Genomic DNA, 23643 nt, shown 5'->3' on the forward strand with positions numbered 1-23643 from the left:
CACGCGGGCAAGGACCCGCGCGAGAAGCAGCACTTTGAATGAGGAGCATCGACGTGCGCGGGCGTGGAACCAGGGGGTTCCGCCGGGCGCCCGCATTCGATCCCGGGGGAAGAACAATGAAGATGATGTCCAGGGCGGCCGCGCCACACGTGTCGCTGGCCGCCATTCCAGCAGCCGTTTTACTATTCGCGCTCTCGCAATCCGCCCACGCGCAGGCGCTACAAAGCCAGTCGATCGAGGACCGCCTGAATACGCTCATGCGCGTCGTCGACGAGCAGCAGAGGCAAATCCAGTCGCTGGAGCGCCAGGTGACGAACCTCGAAATGGCGCAACGCGGCCGCGGCATGCCGGGCGCGGGCGCGCCTGACGCCGCGTCCTACTCGACGGTCGCGGAACAGCCGGGCGCAGACGGTCTGCCTGTGCCCCTGCCGCCGCTCGCCCAGGCGCTGCCGGGCGCGACGGCGCCGGGTTCGCTCACCGGCACGGCCACGGGCGTGCCGGTGAACCCGCCCTCGCCCGACGCGGGCGCGACCAATGGTGCGACCGGCACTTCGGCCGCGAGCGGGCCGCAGCAGGGCGCGCCCGTTGGTATCAACCCGGGCGTCAATCCCAACACCGGCAGCCCGACCGTGGGTGAGACGCAAAAGAGCGCCGAGCCGTCGCGCACGCAAGCCGAAGAGGCGGTCGTGCAGCGCGAGCACGCGCCGCTCTTCGACCACAAGCTGACGTTGGACTGGGGCATCAGCGACAGTTACTACGATCGGCGCCAGCTCCAGCTTTCAGGCTTTCTTGCACTCGACGCGATCTTTCTCGGCAACATCAATCTGGGGCAGACCAAGTCGCACACGATCACGGCCGACCTCGACACGCGCTACGGCCTCACGGACCGCATGAGCATCGATGTGGACGTGCCTTACGTCTACCGGCACAGCACCTTCATCGTGGGTGGCGCGGGCGGCTCGGCCAGCACGCTCACGGATGCATCGGTCAATTCGAACGCCATCGGCGACGTGAACTTCGGGATCTACTACCAGTTCCTGAAGGAAACCAACAGCATTCCCGACGTGGTCGGCAGCCTGCGCGTGAAAACGGCGACCGGCACCTCGCCGTTCGGCATCAAGGTTCAGCAGATCACGCCCGACAACACCAATCTCGTCGCTCCCAGCAAGCTGCCTACAGGCACGGGCTTCTGGAACGTCACGGCCGGCATCTCGGTGCTGAAGACCTACGACCCCGTGGTGCTGTTCGGCAGCTTCTCATACACGTACAACATCTCACGCTCGTTCGCCGACATCTCCTCGGTGATCGGGCAGACCGAGCCTGCCGAAGTGAAGCTCGGCGACATCATCCAGTTCGGCGGCGGCGTAGCGCTCGCCTTCTCGGACAAGGACTCGGCAAGCATTTCGTACACCATGGCCATCGAGCCGCAGTCGAAGACCAAGTCGCCGGGCGGCACCTGGACCGGCGTGCCGGGCAGCCAGACGACCGCCTCGGTGCTCAACTTCGGCCTGAATCACGTGGTGAACAAGCACCTGACGATCAACGGCGCGGTGTCCGTCGGGCTCACGCCCGATGCACCGAACTTCGTCGTCGGCGTGCGATTCCCTTACACCTTCTGATCACATGAGGCCGATCGTGCGCGAATCCTCACATCTGGGCGCCACTGTGACACCACTCGCCGGAGCCGGGCAGCGTCTCGCCGTGGGCGGGCCGCCGCTTGCCGAAGATGTCCCCGACGTGGGCCGCGCGCGCGATGCGAAGCCCGAGGCGGGCATCGAGCGCACCCTGCTGTATGTCGCGCGTACGCCCGACCCGCTGCTGTGTGCCTACCTCAAGAGCCGTGGCTGGGAAATCTCGACCGCGCGCACGGTGCACGAGGCCTCGCGCCTCGTGAAGCCGGAGGCGGCCTACGCCGGCATCATCGATCTCACGGGTTTCGCGCCGCGCGAGTTCGCGGGCCTCGAGACGATTCTGCGGCTGCAGCAGGTGGGATGGATCGCGCTCACCGACGATACGCGCCTCACCGACGCCGAAGTGCGGCGCTTGATCCGCCACTATTGCTTCGACTACGTGCACGTGCCGGTCGCGCATGCGACGCTCGACTACCTCGTGGGCCACGCGTTCGGCATGGTGTCGCTGTGCGATCTCGACACGCCGGCCGCCGCCGCGAGCCAGGACGATGACGAGATGGTCGGCACCTGCGAAGCGATGCAGCAGCTCTTTCGCACGATCCGCAAGGTGGCCAACACCGATGCCACCGTATTCATCTCGGGCGAATCGGGCACCGGCAAGGAACTCACGGCGCTCGCGATCCACGAGCGCTCCGCGCGGCGCAAGGCGACCTTCGTGCCGATCAACTGCGGCGCGATCCCGCACCATCTTCTGCAATCCGAATTGTTCGGCTACGAGCGCGGTGCGTTCACGGGCGCAAACCAGCGCAAGATCGGGCGCGTCGAATCGGCCAACGGCGGGACACTCTTTCTCGACGAAATCGGCGACCTGCCGCTGGAAAGCCAGGCAAGCCTGCTGCGCTTTTTGCAGGAAGGCAAGATCGAGCGGCTGGGCGGCCGCGAGCAGATTCCCGTGGACGTGCGCATCATTTCGGCCACGCACGTCGATCTCGAGGCGGCGATGCGCGACGGACGCTTTCGCGCCGACCTCTTTCACCGCCTGTGCGTGCTGCGCGTGGACGAGCCGCCGCTGCGCGCGCGCGGCAAGGACATCGAAATTCTCGCGCATCACGTGCTGCACAAGTTCAAGCAGGACAGCGCGCGCCGCATCCGCGGCTTCACGCCAGACGCCATCGAGGCCCTGTACAACTACAACTGGCCTGGCAATGTACGCGAGCTCATCAACCGCGTGCGCCGCGCGATCGTGATGGCCGAAAGCAAGCTGATCTCGGCGGAGGATCTCGATCTCGCGCACTTCACCGCGCAGCAGACGGTCACGCTCGCGCAGGCGCGCGAGGCCGCGGAGCGGCGCGCGATCGAGGCGGCGCTGCTGCGGCACCGGCACCGGCTCACGGAAGCCGCTGCCGACCTAGGCATCTCGCGCGTGACGCTTTACCGGCTGATGGGCACGCACGGCCTGCGCGACGAAAAAACGTTCTTTGGCGGCGATGCGGAAAACCAGGCGGAATTGCCGCCCGACGGGCAGGACTGAAAGAGCCGATACCGCAGGGGAAGCGCGTCGGGGCGCCCGGCGCGCTCGGGTAGAATGACTGCGAACAGCTTACAACCTCGCACCTCTACCCTTTCGATGACGACGCTCACTCTCATTGTCGCGCGCGCCCGCAACGGCGTGATCGGCCGCGACAACGCGCTGCCCTGGCGGCTCCCCGAAGACCTCGCGTTCTTCAAGCGCACCACGATGGGCGCGCCCATCATCATGGGCCGCAAAACGCACGAATCGATCGGCCGCGCCTTGCCGGGCCGCCGCAACATCGTCGTGACGCGCGACGCGGGCAAGCGCTTTCCCGGCTGCGACACCGCCACGAGCCTCGACGAGGCGCTCGCGCTCGCGGCCCAGGACCAGGCGCCCACGGCGTTCCTGATCGGCGGCGCGCAGCTCTACGGCGAAGGACTCGGGCTTGCGCGCGAGCTCGTCGTGACGGAAATCTCCGCGGACTTCGAGGGCGACGCCACCTTCCCCGCGCCCGACCCCGACGTGTGGCAGGAAACGTCGCGCGAGTCGCTGCATGCGAATGCACCGAACGACTTCGATTTCGCTTTCGTGCGGTACGTGCGGCGGGATTGATCGACGGGGGCGCGCAGCGCGGCACCCAAAAGCAAAACGGCACGCCAGGGCGTGCCGTTTTTCATCGAGCCTGTGCAGAAGGCGCTAAAGGGCGCTTACTGCCCCGCCACCGTCATCCGCTCGATCAGCACCGAGCCGGTCTGACGCGTGCCGCGCGCGAGCGTATCCGCGCCCACGGCGACGATGTGGTGGAACATCTCCTGCAGCGTGGAAGCCACCGTGATTTCTTCCACCGGGTACTGGATCTTGCCGTTCTCCACCCAGAAGCCCGACGCGCCGCGCGAATAGTCGCCCGTCACGAAGTTCACGCCCTGACCCATCAGTTCGGTCAGCAACAGGCCCGTGCCGAGCTTTTTCAGCATCTCCTCGAAGTCGTCCTCGGGCTTCGTGAGCGAGCTCTGGAACTGCAGGTTGTGCGACCCGCCGGCGTTGCCCGTGGTCTGCATGCCGAGCTTGCGCGCCGAATACGACGACAGGAAATAGCCCTGCACGATGCCGTCCTTCACGACTTCGCGGCGCTGCGTGCGCACGCCCTCTTCGTCGAACGGCGCGCTGCCGGCCGCGCGCGGCACATGCGGGTCCTCGACGATCTGGATGTGCGGCGCGAACACCGGCTTGCCGAGGCTGTCGACGAGGAACGACGTCTTGCGATACAGCGCGCCGCCGCTCACAGCCTGCACGAACGCGCCGAGCAGGCCCGCCGCGAGCGGCGCCTCGAACAGCACCGGCACCTTGCGCGTGTCGAGGCTGCGCGCGTTCAGGCGTGAAAGCGCACGCTCGGCCGCATAGCGCCCGACGGCTTCGGGGGAGGCCAGTTCGGCCGCGCTGCGCCGCGAGCTGTACCAGTCGTCGCGCTGCATGTTGCGGCCGACGCCTGCGATAGGCGCACACGAAACGTAGTGGCGCGAGTACGGATAGCCGTGCATGAAGCCGCCCGAGGTGGCGAGCACGAACTGCGAATGCTGCGCCGACACGCTCGCGCCTTCGGAATTCTTCACGCGCGGGTCGACGGCGAACGCGGCGTCTTCGGCGCGGCGCGCGATTTCCACGGCCTCGTCGGCGGAGAGATTCCACGGGTGATAGAGGTCGAGGTCGCGCGGCGCTGTTTCGAGCAGATCGCGCTCGGCGAGGCCCGCGCAGTCGTCGTCGGCGGTGAAGCGCGCGATGTTGTACGCGGCCGCCACCGTGTCCTTGAGCGCCTGCGGCGAAAAGTCCGAGGTGCTCGCGTTGCCGCGCTTGTTGCCGATATAGACGGTCACGCCGACCATCTTGTCGCGGTTGTGCTCGATCGTCTCGACCTCGCCGCGCCGCACCGAGACGGACAAACCGTCGCCTTCGGAAATCTCGGTCGCGGCGTCGCTCGCGCCGAGCGCGCTGGCGTGCCGCAGGATGTCTGACGCGATCTCCTTCAGCTCGTCCTGGGTGTGGGGGAAAAAGCGTTGCCGGGCTTCGATGTCTGCTGCCATTGTCGTTACGGTCCGGTATTGGGCCGGTGCGGCCCGCTGATGTCGTGTTTCGCTGGTGTCGATTCAGGTGCCTCGGAACGCGCAGCGTTCGCAAAGCGCATCCCGCGATCATAGCAAGGTATGTGAACACGCATCACAGGCGCTTTCGCCGCCTGGCCCCCGCACCAACCGCCGTACCAACGCCCGCACCCGCATCGGGCCGCCGGCGCCGCTTTCCGCCGACTTCCAGCCCGAGCCGCACGCGCGCGCACGCTACAATACGCCCCATGAAACGCAAAACCCGCATTCAACCGATGAACGACGCTGTCGCCGAACAAGACGACAACGGCTACGATCGCCCGAGCAAATCGCAGCTCAAGCGCGACATGGAAGCGCTCCAGGAACTCGGCCAGGCCCTCGTGGAACTGCCCAAGGACGCGCTCAAGCGCATGCCGATGACCGAAGACCTCGCAGACGCCGTCCACGAGTGCCGCCGCATCACCGACCACGAAGGCCGTCGCCGCCAGCTCCAGTACGTGGGCCGCATGATGCGCGGGCTCACGGAGGCCGAAGTCGCCGCGCTGCGCACGAAGCTCGACGAGCACCGCGGCGTGAACAGGGCCGCCACGGCGCGCCTGCACTGGATCGAGCGCACGCGCGACAAGCTGCTCGCGGACGACGCCGCGCTCACCGAATTCATCCGCCAGCACCCCGCCGCCGACCCGCAGGAAGGCCGCACGCTGATCCGCAACGCGCGCCGCGAGCAGGAGCAAGGCAAGCCGCCCAGGTCCTTCCGCGAGCTGTTCCAGTGGATCAAGGACGCGAGCGCCCAGGGCGCCGGCGAGAGCGAAGACCAGGACGACGAGCGTGCCGACGAGGACCGCGAAGATGACGAAGCCTGAGCGCAGCCATCCTGACGAACTCGTGATCGGCCTCGTGTCGGTCAGCGACCGCGCGACGAGCGGCGTCTACGAGGACAAGGGCATTCCCTCGCTGATGGAGTGGCTCGGCAACGCGCTGAAAACGCCGTGGCGCGCCGAAACGCGCCTGATCCACGACGACGCGGGAACGATCTCCGCGACGCTCACGGCGCTCGTGGACGGCCTCGGCTGCGACCTCGTGTTGACGACGGGCGGCACCGGCCCCGCGCGCCGCGACGTGACGCCCGAGGCGACGCTCGCGGTCGCGACAAAGGAAATGTCGGGCTTTGGCGAGCAGATGCGCCAGATCAGCCTGAATTTCGTGCCGACGGCCATTCTGTCGCGCCAGGTTGCCGTGATCCGCGAGAACGACGACCACGCGGCGCTCATCATCAATCTGCCGGGGCAGCCGAAGTCGATCAAGGAAACGCTGGAAGGCTTGCGCGACGATCAGGGCGCGGTGAAGGTGCCCGGTATTTTTGCTGCGGTGCCGTACTGCATCGACCTGATCGGCGGACCGTATATCGAAACCGATCCGAACGTCGTGGCGGCGTTCCGGCCCAGGAACGCGCAGCGGGCGCCGCGCGCTTGACACTCGAACTTCAACGATCGCGCAGCAGCGGCAGCGCCGCTGCTGCTGCGTGTCTCAACGGCGCTCAGAGTGCCGGGCCGGCCTCGCCTGCCGCCACGTCGGGCACGATGCCCGGCGCCGGAACGAGGAAGTGCTCGCGGTAGTACTTGAGTTCGTCGATCGACTCGTGGATGTCGGCGAGCGCCGTGTGCATCGCGCGCTTCTGGAAACCCTTGTAGAGGGTGGGCTGCCAACGGCGGCACAGCTCCTTGAGCGTGCTCACGTCGAGGTTGCGGTAGTGAAAGAAGCGCTCGAGCGTGGGCATCCAGCGCGCCATGAAGCGGCGGTCCTGGCAGATCGAGTTGCCGCACATCGGCGACTTGCCCGGCGGCACGTATTGCGAAAGGAACGCCATGATCTGCTCGGTCGCGGTTTCTTCCGTGACGGTCGAAGCGCGCACGCGCTCGGTGAGGCCCGAGCGGCCGTGTGTGTTGCGGTTCCATTCGTCCATGCGGTCGAGCACCGACTCCGGCTGATGGATGGCCAGCACGGGGCCTTCCACGAGCTTCTCGAGCGTCGAGTTCGTCACCACCACGGCGATCTCGATGATGCGGTCGTTGTCGGGATCGAGGCCCGTCATCTCCATATCGAGCCAGATCAGGTTCATGTCGGTGCGCTCGATGAGCGGCGCGCCGGCAGCGGTAATGTCAGTCATGAAAGGCAACCCGGAGAGCGTTGGTGGCGCGGCGCGTGCGCGGCATCGACAGGATGCGATGCCCGGCCGGCGAGAACATATAATTGTCGCATAGATACCACGGACTTCCTGGATGCCTAATCTGTCCCCCTCCCCTGCGCTGTACTTCAGCGTGCTGTTCGTCGTCGGCGTGCTCGCCATGGTCGCGACCAAGCTCTGGCTCGCGTCGCGCCAGATCCGCTTCGTGGCCGCCCACCGCGGCGCGGTGCCGGCGCAGTTCACCGCCACCATTCCGCTCGCCGCGCACCAGCGCGCCGCCGACTACACGGTCGCGCGCACGCGCCTCGGCATGATCGAGATCGTGCTCGGCGCCGTGGTGCTGATCGCGCTCACGCTGCTCGGCGGCGTGCAGGCGCTCGATCTCGGCATCTCGGATGCGATCGGGCGCGAATATGTGGGCCAGATCGCGCTGGTCGGGGCCGTGCTCGCCATCTCCGGCCTGGTCGAGCTGCCGCTCGACTACTACCGCCAGTTCGTGGTCGAGGAGCGCTTCGGCTTCAATCGCATGACGAAACGCATCTTCATCATGGACCGCATCAAGGGGCTCCTGATCGGCGCCGCGTTCGGCATTCCATTGCTCTTCGTCGTGCTCTGGCTCATGAAGCAGGCGGGCAGCCTCTGGTGGCTCTGGACGTGGGCCGTTTGGGTCGCCTTCCAGATGCTCGTGCTGGTGCTCTACCCCACCTTCATCGCGCCGCTCTTCAACAAGTTCGAACCGCTGCGCGACGAAGCGCTGCGCTCACGCATCGAGGCGCTCATGCAGCGCTGCGGCTTTGCGGCCAAGGGCCTGTTCGTGATGGACGGCAGCCGCCGTTCCGCGCACGGCAACGCCTATTTCACGGGCTTTGGCGCATCCAAGCGCATCGTGTTCTTCGACACGCTGCTCGCGCGCCTGTCCGGCAGCGAGATCGAGGCCGTGCTTGCGCACGAACTCGGTCACTTCAAGCGTCGTCACGTGATCAAGCGCATGGTCGTCACGTTTGCGATCAGCCTCGCGTTGCTCGCCCTGCTCGGCTGGCTCTCGCAGCGCGTCTGGTTCTACGAGGGGCTCGGCGTGCGGCCGTCGCTGCTCGGCGGCAATGAAGGGCTCGCGCTCGTGCTGTTCTTCCTCGCCGTGCCCGTGTTCCTGTTCTTCGTTACGCCGCTTGGCAGCCTCTCCTCGCGCAAGCACGAGTTCGAGGCCGACGCCTTCGCCGCCACGCAAACGGACGCGCAGCATCTCGTCAACGCGCTCGTGAAACTCTACGAGGACAACGCGTCGACGCTCACGCCCGACCCGCTCTATACCGCGTTCTACTACTCGCATCCGCCGGCTTCGCAGCGGATCGACCGACTGCTCGCGCACGCATGAACCGGCGCGCATCCAAAGCCGCCGGCAACGCAAAAGCTGCAGGCGCCACGCTGCACGGCGTGGTGATCGCCGCCCATGGGCGCCATTATCTCGTCGCGCCCGACGGCGGCGGCGCGCACCTGCAATGCTTCCCGCGCGGCAAGAAGAGCGAGGTCGCGGTGGGCGACCGCGTCGAGTATCAGTCGACTTCCGCCGACCAGGGCGTGATCGTCGCGATCGGCGAGCGGCGCAACCTGCTCTATCGCTCCGACCAGTTCAAGTCGAAGCTCTTCGCGGCGAACCTCGACCAGTTGCTGATCGTGCTCGCCACCGAGCCGCACTTCAGCGAGGACCTGCTCGGGCGCGCGCTCGTGGCCGCCGAGGCCAACGACCTCAAGCCGCTCATCGTGCTCAACAAGATCGACGTAGAGGCCGCGCTGCCGGTTGCGCGCCAGCGCCTCGAACGCTATCGCGCGCTGGGCTATACGGTGCTGGAGGTTTCGGCGAAGGGCCGCCCCGAGCAAGCACACGCGGTGCTGGCCGAGCATCTCCACGGCCATCAGACGATCCTGCTCGGCCAGTCGGGCATGGGAAAGTCGACGCTCGTGAACCTGCTGATCCCCGACGCCGAAGCCGCCACGCGCGAGATCTCGACGGCGCTCAACAGCGGTCGCCACACCACGACGTTCACACGGCTCTACACGCTGCCCGAGGGCGGCGCGTTGATCGACTCGCCGGGCTTCCAGGAGTTCGGCCTCTATCACCTCACCGAAGGCAAGCTGGAGCGTGCGTTCCCCGAGTTCCGGCCGCTGCTCGCGCATTGCCGCTTCTATAACTGCCATCACCTGCACGAACCGGGCTGCGCGATTCTGGAAGCCGTGGACGACGGCCGCATCGCGCCCGAGCGCCAGGCGCTCTACGCGCAGCTCATCCACGAGATCAGCCAGGTCGTGCGCTGACCGCCACCTGCCCCAACGCCTATGCTCAAGCTCGTGCGCGCGCCGAATCTGCTGATCGCCCAGCACTGGATGAACATCCTGGCGACGGCGGGCGTGCCCTGCGAGCTGCACAACCGCTATCTGAGCGGCGCGATGGGCGAGATTCCGGCCGAGCAGTGCGCGCCCGAACTGTGGCTCGTGGACGAGCGCGACGAGAAGCTCGCCCGGCGTCTGATCGACGAAGCCGTGAACGGGCCGCCGCCGGGCTCGCCCACGTGGCGCTGTGCGCGCTGCGGCGAGGTGCTCGAGGCGCAGTTCACCGTGTGCTGGAATTGCGGACGCGATCGCGACGTGCGCGACGAGTGACGGCGTGAGTTGCTGATCCAGACGAAAATGGGCCGCTGGAAGCGGCCCATTTGCATTTCTGCGATTCAGCGTCGGGCGCTCAGAGCCAGACGGCAATCGTCAGCATGAGCAGCAGGATCATCCACAGGATCACGGCGCGCCACACGAGGCCCACGGCCGATTGCAGCGTACGCGGCGTGCAGTCGTCGCCCACCGTGTACGGACCGCCCTCGCCCGGCTGCGCGAGCACATCGACGCTGGACTGCTCGGCGAGCGGGCCTGACAGGCGCGCGCCCAGCGCGCCGCTGCCGGTGGCGAGCAGCACGCCTTCGTTGGTGTCGGGCCACTGGTTCGTGTGGTTGCGCCAGGCGTAGATCGCGTCCTCGAAGTTGCCGACGATCGCGAAGCCCAGCGACGTGAGCCGCGCAGGCACCCAGTCGATCACGAAGAACACATGCTGCGCGAAGTTCGAGAACGCCTCGGTGCGGTCCTCGGCCGGACGTGCCCACTCGCGCGCGAGGTATTCGGCGATGCGGTACAGCACGGCGCCCGCGGGCCCGATCGGCACGAGAAACCAGAAGAACACGCCGAACACGTGCCGATGCGAGGCGATCACCGCATGAATCAGCGTGTGGCGCACGATCTCGCTCACGGGCATGTCCACGGCGTCGATGCCGGTCCATTCGCGGAGGATTTCGCGCGCGCGCGGCACGTCGTCGTTGTTCAGCGCGAGATGGATGTCGGTGAAGTAGTGGCTGAACTGGCGAAAACCGAGCGTGAAGTACACAACCGCCACGTTCCACAGGAACGCCAGCACGAAGCTGATGTGGTACAGCACGTAGTAGACGAGCGCCGTGGCGAGCGTCCACGGCAGCACGACCACGAGCCACGCGATGAGGCCATGCTTCTGCTTGCCGGCGTCGAAGCCGTGAGCGGCCCACTCCGCATTGAGGCGCACGAGCGCCATGACCGGATTATTGGGCGACAGCGCCCGCACCTGTTCGATGACGAGAGCCAGCAATACGGAAAAGAAGGTCATGCGACGCGCCGTGCAGATCGGGTTGCGAAAGGGGTTTTATGAAAGTGTTGCAACGATATCACAGGGCCAGATGTGCCTGACCATCGCCGGCAATTCGGGCGGCAAACTCGCAACAGTGCGCAGCGACGCTTGCACGCGCCGCCAGACGTGTTACGCGAGCAGGAAGCGGTAGAAGTTGCGCAGCATACCGGCCGTCGCCCCCCAGATGAAGTGCGAGGAGCCGACACCGGAAGCGACGACGGGTTCGGGCACGTCGAGGTCCGGCGAATTGCGGTCCGGATACGGCATCGCATAAAAGCGCCGCTCGCCGCCTTCCCAGCGGAGCACGCGCACCTGGTGATGCACCGGGTTCATGAGAAAGCTGAGCGGCACTTCGAAGATGCTTGCCACTTCGAGCGAGTCCGCCGCGAGACTGAACGGCTCGTGCACGAGACCGACCACGGGCGTGACCCTGAAGCCGGTGCCGGTGAGGTAGTCGGGCAATGCGCCGAGCACCTCGACGCGCGCGGGGTCGAGGTTCACCTCCTCGTGCGCCTCGCGCAGCGCGGCGGCGATGGGGGTGGGGTCGGAAGGTTCGCGGCTGCCGCCGGGAAAGCTCACCTGGCCCGCGTGATTGCTGAGGTTGTCGGCGCGCTGGGTGAGCAGCACGGTCAGGCCGCCCGGGCGCATGGCAATGGGCATGAGCACGGCGGCCTCGCGCGGATCGCGCATCTCGAACAGACGGGCTTCCTGGGGTTCGGGGTCCCACGGCAGGCGCTGCTCGAAGCGCGTGCGCAAGCCGGCGGCGGTCAGGCGTTCCGCGGCGACCTGCGGAAGGCTCGCGCCCGTCGATTCGATCGGCAGGCTTTCGGGTTCAAATACTGGGCGGATCAACGGGCGTCCCGGATTACACGTACACGAGATTATTTTGCGGCCAAAAAGAAAAAAGCACCCCGGAGGGTGCTTCTTTCTTACAGCTTTTACGCCTGTTCGGCCGGAGCAGCTGCGCGGTCTTTCGACACCAGCTTTTCCTTGATACGTGCCTTCTTACCCGACAGGTTGCGCAGGTAGTACAGCTTCGCGCGACGCACGTCGCCGCGACGTTTCACCACGATGCTGGCCAGCAGCGGCGAGTACGTCTGGAACGTACGCTCGACGCCTTCGCCCGACGAGATCTTGCGCACGATGAACGACGAGTTCAGGCCGCGGTTACGCTTCGCGATCACGACGCCTTCGTATGCCTGAACGCGCTTGCGGTTACCTTCAACCACGTTCACGTTGACGATCACCGTATCGCCGGGGGCGAATTCGGGGATGGTCTTCTCGCCCAGCACGCGCTGGATTTCTTCCTGCTCGAGTTTTTCAATCAGATTCATGGATTGACTCCGTATGCCATCTTGTCGGCGTTCGTACCTGTGCAGGGTTGCTGCACTACGGCCCCGATAGAGGATGGATTCACAACTGGCGCCGTTCACGCATGAAGCGGCACCGCCTTTTGCGCCCCTTGTCGCGCACGCCCGAAGCCTTACGCTTCGTTCGAGCCCTTCGCGAGACTAGCGAGCCACGCCTCGTCGGCCCGGCTCAACATCTTGTTCTTTCTGGCCCGCGCGATCAGATCGGGCCGCTTATTCCACGTGTTGCGCAACGCCTCGCGGCGACGCCATTGCTCGATTTCCGCATGATGGCCGCCAAGCAGCACATCGGGCACGCGCACACCGTCGTATTCCTCGGGGCGCGTGTAATGCGGACAGTCGAGCAAACCGTCGACGAAGCTGTCCTGCACCGCCGAAAGCGCATCGCCCAGCACGCCCGGCAGGTTGCGCACCACGGCGTCCATCAAGGCCATCGCGGGCAATTCACCCCCCGAGAGCACGAAGTCGCCGAGGCTCACTTCTTCGTCCACGCAGCGGTCGACGAGACGCTGGTCGATCGCTTCATAGCGGCCGCACAACATCACGAGACCCGGCTCCTGCGCGAACTGCATGACGCGTTCGTGCGTGAGCGGTTTGCCTTGCGGCGACATCAGCAGCACGCGCGGGGCGCTCACGCCGGCTTGCGCCTGCGCGGCCTTTGCCGCGTCGATCGCCGCTTCGAGCGGCCTGGCCAGCATGACCATGCCGGGCCCGCCGCCGTAGGGGCGATCGTCGATCGTACGGTAGTTGTCGGTCGTGAAATCACGCGGATTCCACGTGCGCAACGTGTAACGCTGCTGCTTCGCCGCCCGGCTGGTAATGCCCCAGTCGGTCAGCGCGCGGAACATCTCGGGAAAGAGCGTGACGACATCGAACTGCATCGCTCTCTCCGTTCAGCGAAATTGAATCAAGGCGCGCGGCGGGGTTGCCACAGCGTTGCCGCTGCTTAGTAGTCGGCTTCCCAGTCGACGACGATACGCTTCGCCGCCAGGTCCACCGTCTTCACGAACACGCCTACAAACGGGATCAGGCGCTCGCCGGTGGCCGGCTTGCCATCCTTGTCCGTGGACGCATACGTGACACGCAACACCGATTGCGCGCCATTGTCGATCAGGTCGGCAACCTTGCCGAGCTCGACGCCCGCCTCATTGGCGACATCGAGGCCGATCAGGTCGACCCAGTAATATTCATCGGCTGCGGGCGCCGGGAATTCGGCCCGGCTCACGTACACGCGCGCGCCGCGCAACAGCAGCGCGGCATCGCGGTCGGCCACGCCCGAAAGCTGGCCAACGACGCTGTCACCATGAACCTTGGCGCTCACGCGCACCGCGCAATGACGCTCGCGATGCGCCTGACCCTCGCGGCCCTTGAGGAGCCACCAGCGTTTAGCGGAAAGCAGCGCCTGGCTATCCTGCGCGTGCGGCGCGATCTTCAGCCAGCCCTTGAGACCGTAGGCGTCGATCACGGCGCCGACTTCAACGGCGTCGGCAGGCCAACTCGCCTCGGTTTCGGCGCGCAGGCCACCGGCTGTCCCGGTTGCGGGCACAGCTTTCGCGGCGCTCTCGCGCGCAGGCTTGCGCACGAACGCACCAAAGGACGGCGCGCCGCGGGCGGCAGCCTTGCCGGCGCCGCTGGCTGCAACTTCGGGCGCCCCGCTTTCCGACGCGTCGTTCGCCTCTACGGCAGATTTGGCGTCATGCGCGGACATCGGCACCCCTTGCGACCAGCTTGATATTGCATACGCGGATCATGCAGCGCGTACACAGGTGAAACACGGACAACAGACTGAAAAGACGCTTAAAGACTTAAGCAGCCGGCGCAGCGGCGGCGGTCTTTTGCGCTTCCTTCACGAGGCGCTCGACGGCCGGCGACATTTGCGCGCCGTTTTCCTTCCAGTACGTCACGCGATCTTGAGCGATACGCAGCGTTTCACCCTTGGTAGCGACCGGGTTGTAGAAGCCCACGCGCTCGATGAAACGGCCGTCGCGACGGTTGCGCGAGTCGGTTGCGACGATGTTGTAGAACGGGCGCTTCTTCGAGCCGCCGCGTGCCAGACGGATGATGACCATACGAAAATCCTTGAAAACCGGGGGTTCGGGACTACTGAAACATGCGATTATAGCCCGAAACCGGAGGCATAACAAACACTTAACGGGAAATTGCACGCCGGCGCGCGGAAAGCGGCGAGACAAAGCGGTCAACAAAGCGGTCAAACTGCGGCTCATGCCCACGATGGGCGGGCCCTGGAGCGAATTGTGGCGACTTTCAGACGACTCGTGCAAGGGCTGCCTCGCATTTGTGGCGGCGGCGTGGGTGGCAGCTCCTTTTTTCCGGTGTCTCGCGAGTCGGCCCGACGCTTTGCAGCGGCGTGTCTCGCCTTTGCCGCCGCCCTGCTCGCGGCGCCGTTCGCTCAAGCGGCGCTTCCCATCGAGCGCATCAAGCTGCCGCCGGGCTTCCACATCGAGGTGCTGTCCGCCGACTTGCCCGGTGCGCGCGAAATGACGCAGTCAGGCAACGGCACCCTTCTGTATGTGGGGAGTACGGACGGCGACGTCTACGCGCTCGAACTCAAGGACGGCAAAGCCATCAAGCGCCATATCGTGGCCTCGGGACTGACGATGCCGGTGGGCGTGGCCTGGCGCAACGGCGCATTGTACGTTTCAGCGGTGTCGTCGATCGTGCGGCTCGACGACATCGACCGTCATCTCGACGATCCGCCCAAAGCCGTCGTCGTCACGGATTCGCTGCCCGCCGAGCGCCACCACGGCTGGAAGTTCATCGCCTTCGGCCCCGACGGCAAGCTCTACGTGCCGCAAGGCGCGCCGTGCAACGTCTGTCTGCCGGCCAGCGACCCGCAGCGCGTGCATTTCGCGATGATCGGGCGCATGGAGCCCGACGGCTCGCACTACGAGACCATCGCCCGCGGCGTGCGCAACACGGTCGGCTTCGCGTGGCATCCGCAGACGCATGAGCTCTGGTTCACCGACAACGGCCGGGACATGCTCGGCGACGACATCCCCGACGACAAGCTCAACCGCCTCGCGCACGTGGGCGAGGACTTCGGCTTTCCCTATTGCCACGGCGGCAATGTCGCCGACCCCGAGTTCGGCGCAGGCCATCCGTGCAGCAGCTTCACGCCCCCGGTCCTCAAGCTCGGCGCGCACGTGGCGTCGCTTGGCATGCGCTTCTATACCGGTTCGATGTTCCCGGCCGACTATAAGAACAGCATTTTCATCGCCGAGCACGGCTCGTGGAACCGCAGCAAGAAGGTCGGCTATCGCGTGTTGCGCGTGATCGCCAACCCGGACGGCACGAACGCACGCCAGGAAGTGTTCGCGCAGGGCTGGCTCAATTCAGACGAGACCCAATGGGGCCGCCCCGCCGACGTGCTGCCGCTGCCCGACGGATCGCTCCTCGTCAGCGACGACTATGCGGGCGCGATTTATCGCGTGACCTACACGAAACCGTGACGCGGGCAGACCATGGTGCCAGGCATAAGCGTGCGCTTGTGCTGCAAGCGCGTCGTGCGGCATACAATGCCCGGCGGCCCGTGCGCGTTCGACGTAATGCGCTCATGGCGGCCGACGCCCACGTTTTGCCCGAGCCCATGCCCAACGACAAGAACCTCGCACGCTTTCGCTCCAAGACGCTCACCGCCGCCCTCGCCTTCCTGTTTGGCAGTCTCGGCGCCCACCGCTTCTACCTGTATGGCCCGCGCGACGTGTGGGGCTGGGCGCATTTGTTGGGCACGCTCCTCGGCATTCCGGGCGTGATGCTGCTCGTCGCCACCGAGCGCGCCTCGATTCCTGGCTGGGTGCTCGCCGTGATCGGCGCGGTGTCGGTCCTCTCGGCGTTTCTGGCGGCAATCGTCTACGGGCTACGCCCCGACGCCAAATGGGACGCGCAGTTCAACGCCGCGTTCGTGGAGAAAGGCCGCACGAGCCGCTCGGGCTGGACGGTGATTTTCGTCGTGATCTTCTCGCTGCTGATTGGCGCGTTCCTGCTGATGACGGGACTCGCACTCTCGTTTCAAACGTACTTCGAGTCGCAAGTCGAGGCCGCGAAGGCGCTCTCGCAGTAAATCGCGCAGTAACGGCTCAAAACAGGTCGAGCTGAGGCTTCTCGCGCACGGTCTTCGACTGCACGAACGCCGACATGTCCAGAATGCCGTGGCGCCGCTCGTTGAGCCCGAGGCGCCGCACGGCATGATGAAAGCGCTGCTTGAGCAGGTCGGCCCACAGCCCCGTTCCCTTCATGCGCTGCGAAAACGCCGATTCGTAGTCTTTGCCGCCGCGCATGTCGCGCACGCGGCTCATCACGCGCTCGGCGCGCTGCGGGAAGTGCGCCGCCAGCCAGTCCTGGAACAGCGGCGCGACCTCCCACGGCAAACGCAGCACGATGTAACTCGCGCTTGTCGCACCGGCCTCGGCGCAGGCTTCGAGCACGCGCTCCATGTCGGGCTCGGTCACGAACGGAATCACGGGTGCGATGCTCACGCCGACCGGCACACCGGCTTCGGCGAGCGTGCGGATGGTACGCAGCCGCCGCGCGGGTGTCGCCGCACGCGGTTCGAGCGAGCGGGCGATATCGGCGTCGAGTGTGGTGATCGTGATTGCCGCCATGAACTGCTGGCGCGCGGCCATCGGCGCGAGCAGGTCGAGATCGCGTTCGATCAGCGAGGATTTCGTGATGGCCGCGAACGGATGCTGCCGTTCCGCCAGCACTTCGACCACGCGGCGTGTGATGCGCAGGTCGCGCTCTACCGGTTGCCAGGCGTCGGTATTCACGCCCAGCGCAATCGGCTCGGGCTCGTACGACGGCTTGGCGATTTCCCGCGCGAGCAACTCCGCCGCATTGACCTTGGCGTAGATTCGGCTCTCGAAATCGAGCCCCGGCGAGAGGCCGAGATAACTGTGCGTAGGCCGCGCAAAGCAATAGATACAGCCGTGCTCGCAGCCGCGATACGGATTGAGCGAGACGTTGAATGGAATGTCCGGCGACTGGTTGCGTGTGAGGATGCTCTTCGCGCGCTCTTCGAAGACTTCGGTGCGCAGCCTGGGCTCGCCGGTTTCATCGCCATCACCATCGCGCTCCCCGCCGACACCCGTGGGCTGCCAGCCGTCGTCGAACGCTTCGCGCTGGTCGACTTCGTAGCGCCCTTGCAGGTTCGTGACCGCCCCGCGCCCCTTGCGCGCCGTGGGCGGTGCAACGGGATACCAGGCGTCGGGATCGGGGTGATGGGAATCAGTCACGGGTAGAGAAAATGGACATGAAAGCGCGGATCGATACTGTATAAATATACAGTATCGATCCGCGTTGTCGAGTCCTAAAAAAGGGGCCGCCTTCAGCCCGCTGTTACCCGTTCATTCCCCCACGGCGATGGTCAGCGTCTCCTTGATCTCTTCCATCACCACGTAGCTCTTCGACTGCACGGCGCCCGGCAGTTGCAGCAGGATGTCGCCGAGCAGCTTGCGGTAGTCGGCCATCTCGCCGATGCGCGCCTTGATGAGATAGTCGAAGTCGCCCGAGACGAGATGGCATTCGAGCACTTCGGGAATCTTCTGCACCTCGCGGCGGAACTGGTCGAACATGTTGCCGCTCTTGTGATCGAGCGTGATCTCCACGAACACGAGCAGCGCCGCACCCAGCACCGAGGGATTCACACGCGCGAAGTAACCCGTGATCACGCCGTCGCGCTCCATGCGCTTGACGCGCTCGATGCACGGTGTGACCGAGAGCCCGACCTGCTCCGCGAGGTCCTTCATCGCCATGCGGCCGTCCTCCTGGAGCAGCTTCAGGATGCGGTGATCGAGCCGGTCGAGCGCGCGGACCGGTTGGCGCTGCGTTCTCATGATTTCTTCCCGAAAATCTGAAAAATACGATAACAAAACCTGGACATACAACAATAGCATAGCTACAAATACTGGCTACACCCGGATTTTCATGCCTTCTTCCCTATCGGTGCCAAAACACGGCTTCCAAGGGCCCGGCAACGCGGCGTAGCTCAACGAAACTATATGGAGCAGCTATGCGAGTCGTCGTGTTGGGCAGTGGTGTGGTCGGTGTGGCCAGCGCCTGGTATCTCGCCCGCGCGGGCCACGAAGTCACGGTGATCGACCGCGAGGCCGGTCCCGCGCTCGAAACCAGTTTTGCCAATGCCGGACAGATCTCGCCGGGCTACGCCGCACCGTGGGCCGCGCCGGGCGTGCCGCTCAAGGCGATCAAGTGGATGTTCGAGAAGCACGCGCCGCTCGCCATTCGTCTGGACGGCACGAAGTTCCAGCTGCAGTGGATGTGGCAGATGCTGCAGAACTGCACGGCTGAACGCTACGCGCTCAACAAAGGCCGCATGGTGCGTCTCGCGGAATACAGCCGCGACTGCCTGCAGGCGTTGCGCGCCGACACGGGCATTGAGTATGAAGGCCGCACGGGCGGCACGCTCCAGGTGTTCCGCACGCAGCAGCAGTTCGAAGGCGCAGCGAAGGACATCGCCGTGCTCAAGGACGCGAACGTTCCGTACGAACTGCTCACCGCAGCCGAACTCGGCCGCGCAGAACCGGCGCTCGCCGCGGTGTCGGGCAAGCTCACCGGCGGCCTGCGTCTGCCCGGCGACGAAACCGGCGACTGCCAGATGTTCACCACGCGCCTCGCCGCCATGGCCGAACAACTGGGTGTGAAATTCCGCTACAACACGCCGATCGACGGCCTCGCCATGCAGGGCGACCGTATCGCGGGCGTGCAATGCGGCAGCGAGCTGGTGCGCGCCGATTCGTTCGTGGTCGCGCTCGGCTCCTTCTCGACGAAGATGCTCGCGGGCCTCGTGAAGATTCCGGTTTATCCGCTCAAGGGCTATTCGATCACGGCGCCGATCGTGAATGCGAGTGCCGCGCCGGTTTCGACCGTGCTCGACGAAACCTACAAGATCGCGATCACGCGTTTTGACGACCGCATCCGTGTGGGCGGCATGGCCGAGATCGTCGGCTTCGACAAGACGCTCAAGCAGGCGCGCCGTGAAACGCTCGAAATGTGCGTCAACGACTTGTTCCCGGGCGGCGGCGACACGACGAAGACCACCTTCTGGACCGGCCTGCGCCCGATGACGCCGGACGGCACGCCGGTTGTCGGCCGCACGCCGATCTCGAACCTGTTCCTGAACACGGGTCACGGCACGCTCGGCTGGACGATGTCGTGCGGTTCGGGCCAATTGCTCGCCGACCTGATCTCGGGCAAGCAACCCGCCATCCGCGCCGACGATCTTTCGGTGCACCGCTATCTCGGCGACACGCAAGGCTCGCATCGTCCGGCGTATGCCTGAAGCCAGCCACGCAGCGTGAATGAACACGGCGCCGCCAGGGCGCCGTGTTTCATTTCTCGCTGTGAGTAGCGCGCGGCTGCGTCAGAACTGATCCTCCGCTAGCGCCAGCACGCCCTCGCTGCCGTTGGCGCTGACGATCGCCGCTTCGAGCGCCACCGCCTGCGGCAAGACGTGTTGCGCGTAGAACTGCGCCGTGGCGATCTTCGCGCCATGAAACTTCGGGTCCTCCTGCATGAGACGCTGCGAGGCGAGCATGGCGCGCGCCATCTGCCAGCCGCCCAGCACGATGCCCGCCAGCTTCAGATACGGCACGCTGCCCGCGAATACCGCGTTCGGATCGCTTTTCGTCTTCGCGAGCACGAAGTCCACGGCCGATGCCAGCGCCTCCTTACCCGCCGCGAGATGCTTGCGCATCGACTCGAACGCCGCGCCTCGTTGTGCGGCCAGCGCGTCGACGGTCTGCGCGATATCGGCAAGCAGCGCCTTTGCCGCCGCGCCGCCGTCGCGCAGCGTCTTGCGTCCGATGAGATCGTTCGCCTGGATCGCCGTCGTGCCCTCGTAGATCGGCAGAATGCGTGCGTCACGGTAGAACTGCGCCGCGCCTGTCTCCTCGATGAAGCCCATGCCGCCATGCACCTGCACGCCGAGGCTCGTCACTTCGAGCGCCAGTTCGGTGCTCCAGCCCTTCACGATCGGCACGAGATACTCGTAGCGCGCCTGATGCCGCGCACGGGCCGCCTCGTCGGGGTCGCCATGCGCGCGGTCGCTCTCGCCGGCCGCCACGTAAGCGAGCGCACGCGCGGCTTCGGTGAGCGCACGCATCGTGGCGAGCATGCGGCGCACGTCGGGGTGATGGATGATGCTCACCGCGGCTTTCGCGGAACCGTCCACCGGGCGGCTCTGCACGCGCTCCTTCGCATAGGCGAGCGCCTTCTGGTACGCGCGATCGGAGACGGCCACGCCCTGCATGCCCACCGCAAAACGCGCGGCGTTCATCATGATGAACATGTATTCGAGGCCGCGATTCTCTTCGCCGATCAACTGGCCGATCGCGCCGCCATGGTCGCCGAACTGCAGCACGGCGGTCGGGCTCGCCTTGATGCCGAGCTTGTGTTCGATCGATACGCAGTGCACATCGTTGCGCGCGCCGAGCGTGCCATCTTCGTTGACGAGGAACTTCGGCACGATGAAGAGCGAAATGCCCTTCACGCCTTCGGGCGCCGTGGGCGTGCGCGCGAGCACGAGATGGACGATGTTCTCCGCCATGTCGTGCTCGCCCCACGTGATGAAGATCTTCGTGCCGAACACCTTGTACGTGCCGTCGCCTTGCGGCTCGGCGCGCGTGCGCACGGCGGCGAGATCGGAGCCCGCCTGCGGCTCAGTGAGGTTCATCGTGCCGGTCCAGTCGCCGGAGATGAGCTTCGGCACGAAGCGCTGCTTTTGCGCTTCGCTGCCGGCGGTGAGGAGCGCTTCGATGGCGCCGTCGGTGAGCAGCGGACACAACGCGAACGAAAGGTTCGCCGCGTTGAGCATTTCCACACACGGCGTGCCGACGAGCTTCGGTAAACCTTGTCCTTCGTATTCCTGAGGATGCTGCACGCCTTGCCAGCCGCCTTCCACGTATTGGCGGAATGCCGCCTTGAAACCGGGCGTGGCGTGCACGTTGCCGTTTTCCCAGCGGCTCGGATTGCGGTCGCCTTCGGCGTTCAGCGGCTCGAGCACTTCGCCGCACAGCTTCGCGGCTTCGTGCAGCACCGCTTCGACCGTTTCGGGCGTGGCGTCTTCGCCGCCCGGTAAGCTGGCGATTTCTTCGAGGCCGGCCAGTTCCTTCATGACGAACAGCATGTCGCTCGTGGGCGCCTGGTACATTTCAGTCTCCTCCTGTCGGTATGCGGTTCCTCAAATGACAAAGGGGCGCCGCAGCGCCCCTTTGTTGCTTCGTCTCACGCCACGCGTTCAATCATGATACGCGGCGCTCGTCGCTCGATACACCGGCCGGATTCAGCCGAGTTCCTTCACGAGTTCCGGCACGACCGTGAACAGGTCGCCCACGAGGCCGTAATCGGCCACGCTGAAGATCGGTGCTTCTTCGTCCTTGTTGATCGCGACGATGACCTTCGAGTCCTTCATGCCGGCAAGGTGCTGGATCGCACCCGAGATGCCGACCGCCACGTACAGTTGCGGCGCGACGATCTTGCCGGTCTGTCCGACCTGATAGTCGTTCGGCACATAGCCCGCGTCGACGGCTGCGCGCGAGGCGCCAAGTGCGGCGTTGAGCTTGTCCGCGAGCGGCTCCAGCACCTTCGTGTAGTTCTCGCCGCTGCCCAGACCCCGGCCGCCCGAGACGATGATCTTTGCGCTCGTGAGTTCCGGACGGTCGAGCTTCGTCACTTCACGGCCGACGAACTGGGTGAGGCCGCTGTCCGCTGCCGCGTCGAGCTTCTCGACTGCTGCGCTGCCGCCAACGGCTGCAACTGCATCGAATGCCGTCGTACGCACGGTGATGACCTTGATCGGGTCGACCGATTGCACCGTCGCGATGGCATTGCCCGCGTAGATCGGGCGCTCGAACGTGTCCGGCGCATCCACAGCGGTGATGTCGCTGATTTGCGCGACGTCGAGCTTCGCGGCGATACGCGGCGTGACGTTCTTGCCCGCTGCCGTTGCCGGCGCCAGGATGTGCGTGTAGTTCTTCGCCGCATTTTGCACAAGCGCGAGGACCGTCGCTTCGACGTTCTCGGCGAGACCCTGTTCGAGTTGCGGCGCGTCGGCCAGCAGCACCTTCGCAACGCCTGCGATCTTCGCGGCGGCATCCGCTGCGGCTTGCGCATTGTGGCCCGCGACCAGCACGTGCACGTCGCCGCCAATTTTCTGCGCTGCGGCGACCGTGTTCAGCGTCGCGGCCTTGATCGAGTGATTGTCGTGTTCAGCAATAACCAGATTCGTCATTTTCGTCTCGCTCCTTACAGCACCTTGGCTTCCGTCTTCAGCTTCTCGACCAGCGTCTTCACGTCCGGCACCTTCACGCCTGCGCTGCGCTTGGGCGGCTCGGCAACCTTCAGCGTCTTCAGACGCGGCGTGACGTCGACGCCGAGGTCTTCGGGCTTGACGGTTTCCAGCGGCTTCTTCTTCGCCTTCATGATGTTCGGCAGCGTGACGTAGCGCGGCTCGTTCAGGCGCAGATCCGTCGTAACGACTGCGGGCAGCTTGAGCGACAGCGTTTCCGCGCCACCGTCCACTTCGCGCGACACGGTCGCCTTGCCGTCGGCCACGACCACCTTCGAGGCAAACGTAGCCTGCGGCAGGTTCGCCAGCGCGGCGAGCATCTGGCCGGTCTGGTTCGAATCGTCGTCGATGGCCTGCTTGCCGAGGATGACCAGTTGCGGCTGTTCCTTGTCGACCAGCGCCTTCAGTAGCTTGGCCACAGCCAGCGGCTGGAGGTCTTCGTTCGACTCGATGAGGATCGCGCGATCCGCGCCGATGGCCAGCGCCGTGCGCAGCGTTTCCTGCGCTTGCGTCACGCCCGCCGAAACGGCGATGACTTCGGTCGCCACGCCCGCTTCCTTCAGACGCACCGCTTCTTCCACGGCGATTTCGTCGAACGGGTTCATCGACATCTTCACGTTCGCGATGTCGACGCCCGTGCCATCCGACTTCACACGAACCTTCACGTTGTAATCGACTACGCGTTTGACTGGCACAAGGACTTTCATTCACATGCTCCGAAGTTACGAATACGTCAACCTGGCGGACATTATAGCGATAGCCCTGTCGGGCCGATCTGCCACCAGCAATTTTCCCGAACCACCGCTGCCGCACCCCGGTCATCAGTAGCGAAC

General features: G+C 65.6%; 24 protein-coding genes. 11 read left to right on the forward strand and 13 right to left on the reverse strand.

Annotated features, from left to right (window positions below):
• Positions 1 to 125: 125 nt before the first annotated feature.
• The 3 genes from BFD71_RS07280 (at position 126) to BFD71_RS07290 (ending at position 3756) form a co-directional block, all read left to right on the forward strand.
• Entirely contained in the window at positions 126 to 1619 is a 1494-nt protein-coding gene (locus BFD71_RS07280) for a hypothetical protein (protein ID WP_141710612.1), read from the forward strand.
• A 16-nt stretch (positions 1620 to 1635) separates the two neighbouring features.
• Positions 1636 to 3162 (forward strand): sigma 54-interacting transcriptional regulator, encoded by a 1527-nt coding sequence (locus tag BFD71_RS07285; protein WP_069262941.1) that lies wholly within the window; start codon positions 1636 to 1638, stop codon positions 3160 to 3162.
• 96 nt (positions 3163 to 3258) lie between these two features.
• Positions 3259 to 3756, forward strand: coding sequence for a dihydrofolate reductase (locus BFD71_RS07290; RefSeq protein WP_069262610.1), 498 nt, complete (start codon positions 3259 to 3261; stop codon positions 3754 to 3756).
• A gap of 95 nt (positions 3757 to 3851) precedes the next feature.
• On the opposite strand, the gene pmbA is transcribed toward BFD71_RS07290, so the two are convergent.
• A complete protein-coding gene (pmbA, locus tag BFD71_RS07295) occupies positions 3852 to 5222 on the reverse strand; it encodes a metalloprotease PmbA (RefSeq protein WP_069262611.1) in 1371 nt (456 codons plus the stop codon).
• 266 nt (positions 5223 to 5488) lie between these two features.
• Here pmbA and yjgA point away from each other — a divergent pair, with 266 nt between their 5' ends.
• Together yjgA and mog are read left to right on the forward strand one after the other, a co-directional pair.
• Entirely contained in the window at positions 5489 to 6103 is a 615-nt protein-coding gene (gene yjgA / locus BFD71_RS07300; protein ID WP_069262612.1) for a ribosome biogenesis factor YjgA, read from the forward strand.
• Complete coding sequence (gene mog, locus BFD71_RS07305; protein ID WP_069262613.1) at positions 6090 to 6713, forward strand: molybdopterin adenylyltransferase; 624 nt, start codon at positions 6090 to 6092, stop codon at positions 6711 to 6713. Before yjgA ends, mog begins: the two co-directional genes overlap by 14 nt.
• Positions 6714 to 6777: 64 nt before the next feature.
• Here mog and orn read toward each other — a convergent pair whose 3' ends face one another.
• Positions 6778 to 7407: an oligoribonuclease gene (orn, locus tag BFD71_RS07310; protein WP_069262614.1), complete on the reverse strand. Its 630-nt coding sequence runs from the start codon at positions 7405 to 7407 to the stop codon at positions 6778 to 6780.
• Between the two features lie 112 nt (positions 7408 to 7519).
• On the opposite strand from orn, the gene BFD71_RS07315 reads away from it, so the two are divergent.
• Genes BFD71_RS07315 through BFD71_RS07325 form a run of 3 tightly spaced genes read left to right on the forward strand, consistent with a single transcriptional unit; the run spans position 7520 to position 10080 of the window.
• Positions 7520 to 8797, forward strand: a complete 1278-nt coding sequence (locus BFD71_RS07315) for a M48 family metallopeptidase (RefSeq protein WP_069262615.1) — start codon at positions 7520 to 7522, stop codon at positions 8795 to 8797.
• Positions 8794 to 9735 (forward strand): ribosome small subunit-dependent GTPase A, encoded by a 942-nt coding sequence (gene rsgA, locus BFD71_RS07320; RefSeq protein ID WP_069262616.1) that lies wholly within the window; start codon positions 8794 to 8796, stop codon positions 9733 to 9735. Before BFD71_RS07315 ends, rsgA begins: the two co-directional genes overlap by 4 nt.
• 21 nt (positions 9736 to 9756) lie before the next feature.
• Complete coding sequence (locus BFD71_RS07325) at positions 9757 to 10080, forward strand: putative signal transducing protein (RefSeq protein ID WP_028206738.1); 324 nt, start codon at positions 9757 to 9759, stop codon at positions 10078 to 10080.
• Between the two features lie 79 nt (positions 10081 to 10159).
• Here the strand turns inward: BFD71_RS07325 and BFD71_RS07330 are convergent, their stop codons facing one another.
• The 6 genes from BFD71_RS07330 to rpsP form a co-directional block, all read right to left on the reverse strand.
• On the reverse strand, positions 10160 to 11098 hold the full coding sequence (locus BFD71_RS07330; protein WP_069262617.1) for a CobD/CbiB family protein: 939 nt from the start codon (positions 11096 to 11098) through the stop codon (positions 10160 to 10162).
• 150 nt (positions 11099 to 11248) lie between these two features.
• A complete protein-coding gene (locus tag BFD71_RS07335) occupies positions 11249 to 11971 on the reverse strand; it encodes a CoA pyrophosphatase (protein WP_069262618.1) in 723 nt (240 codons plus the stop codon).
• 86 nt (positions 11972 to 12057) lie between these two features.
• Positions 12058 to 12453: a 50S ribosomal protein L19 gene (gene rplS / locus BFD71_RS07340; RefSeq protein WP_035522529.1), complete on the reverse strand. Its 396-nt coding sequence runs from the start codon at positions 12451 to 12453 to the stop codon at positions 12058 to 12060.
• 149 nt (positions 12454 to 12602) lie between these two features.
• Positions 12603 to 13370, reverse strand: a complete 768-nt coding sequence (gene trmD / locus BFD71_RS07345) for a tRNA (guanosine(37)-N1)-methyltransferase TrmD (RefSeq protein WP_069262619.1) — start codon at positions 13368 to 13370, stop codon at positions 12603 to 12605.
• A gap of 65 nt (positions 13371 to 13435) precedes the next feature.
• Positions 13436 to 14197 (reverse strand): ribosome maturation factor RimM, encoded by a 762-nt coding sequence (gene rimM / locus BFD71_RS07350; protein WP_069262620.1) that lies wholly within the window; start codon positions 14195 to 14197, stop codon positions 13436 to 13438.
• A gap of 97 nt (positions 14198 to 14294) precedes the next feature.
• Entirely contained in the window at positions 14295 to 14558 is a 264-nt protein-coding gene (rpsP, locus tag BFD71_RS07355) for a 30S ribosomal protein S16 (RefSeq protein ID WP_028206744.1), read from the reverse strand.
• A 174-nt stretch (positions 14559 to 14732) separates the two neighbouring features.
• On the opposite strand from rpsP, the gene BFD71_RS07360 reads away from it, so the two are divergent.
• Positions 14733 to 15959 (forward strand): PQQ-dependent sugar dehydrogenase, encoded by a 1227-nt coding sequence (locus tag BFD71_RS07360; RefSeq protein WP_370684258.1) that lies wholly within the window; start codon positions 14733 to 14735, stop codon positions 15957 to 15959.
• A gap of 104 nt (positions 15960 to 16063) precedes the next feature.
• Positions 16064 to 16570 carry an NINE protein gene (locus BFD71_RS07365; RefSeq protein WP_069262621.1) on the forward strand — a complete coding sequence of 169 codons (507 nt, stop codon included), beginning with the start codon at positions 16064 to 16066 and terminating at the stop codon, positions 16568 to 16570.
• Positions 16571 to 16586: 16 nt separating this feature from the next.
• Here BFD71_RS07365 and BFD71_RS07370 read toward each other — a convergent pair whose 3' ends face one another.
• Complete coding sequence (locus BFD71_RS07370) at positions 16587 to 17741, reverse strand: PA0069 family radical SAM protein (RefSeq protein WP_069262622.1); 1155 nt, start codon at positions 17739 to 17741, stop codon at positions 16587 to 16589.
• A 111-nt stretch (positions 17742 to 17852) separates the two neighbouring features.
• On the reverse strand, positions 17853 to 18341 hold the full coding sequence (locus BFD71_RS07375; protein ID WP_042261052.1) for an Lrp/AsnC ligand binding domain-containing protein: 489 nt from the start codon (positions 18339 to 18341) through the stop codon (positions 17853 to 17855).
• Positions 18342 to 18517: 176 nt separating this feature from the next.
• Between BFD71_RS07375 and BFD71_RS07380 the strand changes: the two genes are divergently transcribed.
• Entirely contained in the window at positions 18518 to 19804 is a 1287-nt protein-coding gene (locus tag BFD71_RS07380; protein WP_069262623.1) for a D-amino acid dehydrogenase, read from the forward strand.
• A gap of 81 nt (positions 19805 to 19885) precedes the next feature.
• Here the strand turns inward: BFD71_RS07380 and BFD71_RS07385 are convergent, their stop codons facing one another.
• The 3 genes from BFD71_RS07385 to BFD71_RS07395 form a co-directional block, all read right to left on the reverse strand.
• Positions 19886 to 21673 carry an acyl-CoA dehydrogenase gene (locus BFD71_RS07385; RefSeq protein ID WP_069262624.1) on the reverse strand — a complete coding sequence of 596 codons (1788 nt, stop codon included), beginning with the start codon at positions 21671 to 21673 and terminating at the stop codon, positions 19886 to 19888.
• Between the two features lie 132 nt (positions 21674 to 21805).
• Entirely contained in the window at positions 21806 to 22753 is a 948-nt protein-coding gene (locus BFD71_RS07390; RefSeq protein WP_069262625.1) for an electron transfer flavoprotein subunit alpha/FixB family protein, read from the reverse strand.
• 14 nt (positions 22754 to 22767) lie between these two features.
• The gene (locus BFD71_RS07395; RefSeq protein ID WP_069262626.1) at positions 22768 to 23517 is read right to left on the reverse strand and encodes an electron transfer flavoprotein subunit beta/FixA family protein; all 750 of its coding nucleotides are present in this window, start codon (positions 23515 to 23517) and stop codon (positions 22768 to 22770) included.
• Positions 23518 to 23643 lie beyond the last annotated feature (126 nt).

Source organism: Paraburkholderia nodosa, assembly GCF_001718195.1.
Taxonomy (GTDB): Bacteria; Pseudomonadota; Gammaproteobacteria; order Burkholderiales; family Burkholderiaceae; genus Paraburkholderia; species Paraburkholderia nodosa_A.

Bases quoted from the DNA above. Each gene is read 5' to 3' on its own strand.
- BFD71_RS07280 (WP_141710612.1), top strand. From the start codon at position 126: ATGTCCAGGGCGGCCGCGCCACACGTGTCGCTGGCCGCCATTCCAGCA.
- BFD71_RS07290 (WP_069262610.1), top strand. From the start codon at position 3,259: ATGACGACGCTCACTCTCATTGTCGCGCGCGCCCGCAACGGCGTGATC.
- pmbA (WP_069262611.1), bottom strand. From the start codon at position 5,222: ATGGCAGCAGACATCGAAGCCCGGCAACGCTTTTTCCCCCACACCCAG.
- yjgA (WP_069262612.1), top strand. From the start codon at position 5,489: ATGAAACGCAAAACCCGCATTCAACCGATGAACGACGCTGTCGCCGAA.
- mog (WP_069262613.1), top strand. From the start codon at position 6,090: ATGACGAAGCCTGAGCGCAGCCATCCTGACGAACTCGTGATCGGCCTC.
- orn (WP_069262614.1), bottom strand. From the start codon at position 7,407: ATGACTGACATTACCGCTGCCGGCGCGCCGCTCATCGAGCGCACCGAC.
- BFD71_RS07315 (WP_069262615.1), top strand. From the start codon at position 7,520: ATGCCTAATCTGTCCCCCTCCCCTGCGCTGTACTTCAGCGTGCTGTTC.
- rsgA (WP_069262616.1), top strand. From the start codon at position 8,794: ATGAACCGGCGCGCATCCAAAGCCGCCGGCAACGCAAAAGCTGCAGGC.
- BFD71_RS07325 (WP_028206738.1), top strand. From the start codon at position 9,757: ATGCTCAAGCTCGTGCGCGCGCCGAATCTGCTGATCGCCCAGCACTGG.
- BFD71_RS07330 (WP_069262617.1), bottom strand. From the start codon at position 11,098: ATGACCTTCTTTTCCGTATTGCTGGCTCTCGTCATCGAACAGGTGCGG.
- rplS (WP_035522529.1), bottom strand. From the start codon at position 12,453: ATGAATCTGATTGAAAAACTCGAGCAGGAAGAAATCCAGCGCGTGCTG.
- trmD (WP_069262619.1), bottom strand. From the start codon at position 13,370: ATGCAGTTCGATGTCGTCACGCTCTTTCCCGAGATGTTCCGCGCGCTG.
- rimM (WP_069262620.1), bottom strand. From the start codon at position 14,197: ATGTCCGCGCATGACGCCAAATCTGCCGTAGAGGCGAACGACGCGTCG.
- rpsP (WP_028206744.1), bottom strand. From the start codon at position 14,558: ATGGTCATCATCCGTCTGGCACGCGGCGGCTCGAAGAAGCGCCCGTTC.
- BFD71_RS07365 (WP_069262621.1), top strand. From the start codon at position 16,064: ATGGCGGCCGACGCCCACGTTTTGCCCGAGCCCATGCCCAACGACAAG.
- BFD71_RS07375 (WP_042261052.1), bottom strand. From the start codon at position 18,341: ATGAGAACGCAGCGCCAACCGGTCCGCGCGCTCGACCGGCTCGATCAC.
- BFD71_RS07380 (WP_069262623.1), top strand. From the start codon at position 18,518: ATGCGAGTCGTCGTGTTGGGCAGTGGTGTGGTCGGTGTGGCCAGCGCC.
- BFD71_RS07385 (WP_069262624.1), bottom strand. From the start codon at position 21,673: ATGTACCAGGCGCCCACGAGCGACATGCTGTTCGTCATGAAGGAACTG.
- BFD71_RS07390 (WP_069262625.1), bottom strand. From the start codon at position 22,753: ATGACGAATCTGGTTATTGCTGAACACGACAATCACTCGATCAAGGCC.
- BFD71_RS07395 (WP_069262626.1), bottom strand. From the start codon at position 23,517: ATGAAAGTCCTTGTGCCAGTCAAACGCGTAGTCGATTACAACGTGAAG.